The following is a 1,696-nucleotide window of genomic DNA, read 5'->3' on the forward strand; positions in this document are numbered from 1 at the left end:
TGCTGCTGTGGCGTCGCCGCGGCCGGTGCCGCCTGCGCGGCGGCCGCGTCGTCGGCGCGGTCGTGCAGGCCCTGCAGGTAGCTGCCCAGCGCCTTGATCTCCTGGTCGGTCAGCGGCTTGGCCACCTGCGCCATGATCTTGAACATCGTCGGATCGCGCTCCTGGGTGGTGCCGGCCTGGTATTCCTGCAGGCGCCGCGCCACGTAATCGGCGTGCTGACCGCCCAGATGCGGATAGGCCGGACCCGGATTGCCGGCGCCGGCCGGGCCGTGACAGGCCATGCACGCGGGAATGCCGCGGGTCGCGTCGCCGCCGCGATACAACTGCTGGCCGACCTCGTAGAACTTCATGCCCGCGTAGGGACCGTCGGCGATCACCGCGTCGTCGGCGATGCCGGCGCCGGCCTTCTGCGTGGCGAAGTAGGCGCCGATGTCGCGCATGTCCTGCGCGCTCAGCGGCTGCACGAACGGCACCATCGCCGCGACCGCGCCGCTGGTGCGCTCGCCGTGGGCGATCAGCGCCATCTGCCGCGCGCTGTAGCGCTCCACCTGGCCGGCGATGCGCGGATACATGGCGATCGCGGGGTTGCCGTCCGCGCCGTGGCAGGCGGCGCAGGCCGCGGCCTTGGCCTGGCCGGCCTTGGGGTCGCCCCAGGCGGCCTTGCCGATGTCGCCCTCCAGCGGCGTGGTGCGTACCGGCGCGTGGTCGGGAATGGGAACCACCGAGGTCTGCGCGACCGCGACCGCGGCGGCGACGGAAACCGCTAGACCGGCAAAGGCAAGAACGCGAGCGTGGCGCATTGCTGAAGCTCCGTATGACCCGACCCCGCGGCTGCCGGACGGCGACCGCACTCGCGCGATTATCGGCATGCCGCGGCCCGGCGGTCAATGAAGCCCGCCCGGGGCCCTGGACGTGCGATCCTAGGGGGATGTCGCTGATCCTCGAACGTGCCCACTATCTGTTGTCCGCCCACAATGCCCGCCAGTTGCCGGACGACGGCGGCTGGGAAGTGGCGTTCGCCGGCCGCTCCAACGCCGGCAAGTCCAGCGCGCTGAACGCGCTGACCCGGCAGAACGCCCTGGCCCGCGTGTCCAAGACGCCCGGCCGCACCCAGCAGCTGGTGTTCTTTCAGGTCCAGCCCGAGCGCTACCTGGTGGACCTGCCCGGTTACGGCTACGCCAAGGTGCCGCAGGAACTGCAGGCGCACTGGCAGAAGTTCATCGACACCTATTTCCGTACGCGCGAGGCCCTGCGCGGGCTGGTGGTGGTGATGGATATCCGTCATCCGCTGAAGGACTACGACCGGCAGATGCTGGGCTACGCCGCCCAGCGCGGGCTGCCCGCACACGCGCTGCTGACCAAGGCCGACAAGCTCGGCCGCGGCCAGCAGGGGCAGGTGCTGCAGCAGGTACGCAAGGAACTGGCCAGCGCGTTCGGCGATACGGTCAGCGTGCAGACCTTCTCCGGCGAGACCCGCCAGGGCGTGGACGAGTTGCGTGGCATCGTCGGTGGCTGGCTGGGGTTGGACACGGAGCCGACTGCCGCGGAGTGAGCGCGGCGGTGCTGGCGCCCAAGCTCCGCGAGACGCTTCGCGCCGGACCCTCACCCCAACCCCTCTCCCGGAGGGAGAGGGGCTAGCCGTTCCCTTCTCCCATTGGGACATGGCCCCCTTTTCGGGGGAAGGTGCCCCGAAGGG

2 protein-coding genes are annotated in these 1,696 nt (G+C 71.0%); one reads left to right on the forward strand and one right to left on the reverse strand.

Annotation, left to right across the window (positions count from 1 at the left end):
- Nucleotides 1-800, reverse strand: an 800-nt coding sequence (locus tag D183_RS0113110; RefSeq protein ID WP_026144440.1) for a c-type cytochrome, incomplete at its 3' end; no start/stop codon positions are given.
- A 128-nt stretch (nucleotides 801-928) separates the two neighbouring features.
- Between D183_RS0113110 and yihA the strand changes: the two genes are divergently transcribed.
- Complete coding sequence (yihA, locus tag D183_RS0113115) at nucleotides 929-1,552, forward strand: ribosome biogenesis GTP-binding protein YihA/YsxC (protein ID WP_017909401.1); 624 nt, start codon at nucleotides 929-931, stop codon at nucleotides 1,550-1,552.
- The last annotated feature ends 144 nt before the right edge of the window (nucleotides 1,553-1,696 follow it).

The sequence above is a fragment of the Xanthomonas sp. SHU 199 genome (assembly GCF_000364665.1).
Taxonomy (GTDB): Bacteria; Pseudomonadota; Gammaproteobacteria; order Xanthomonadales; family Xanthomonadaceae; genus Xanthomonas_A; species Xanthomonas_A sontii.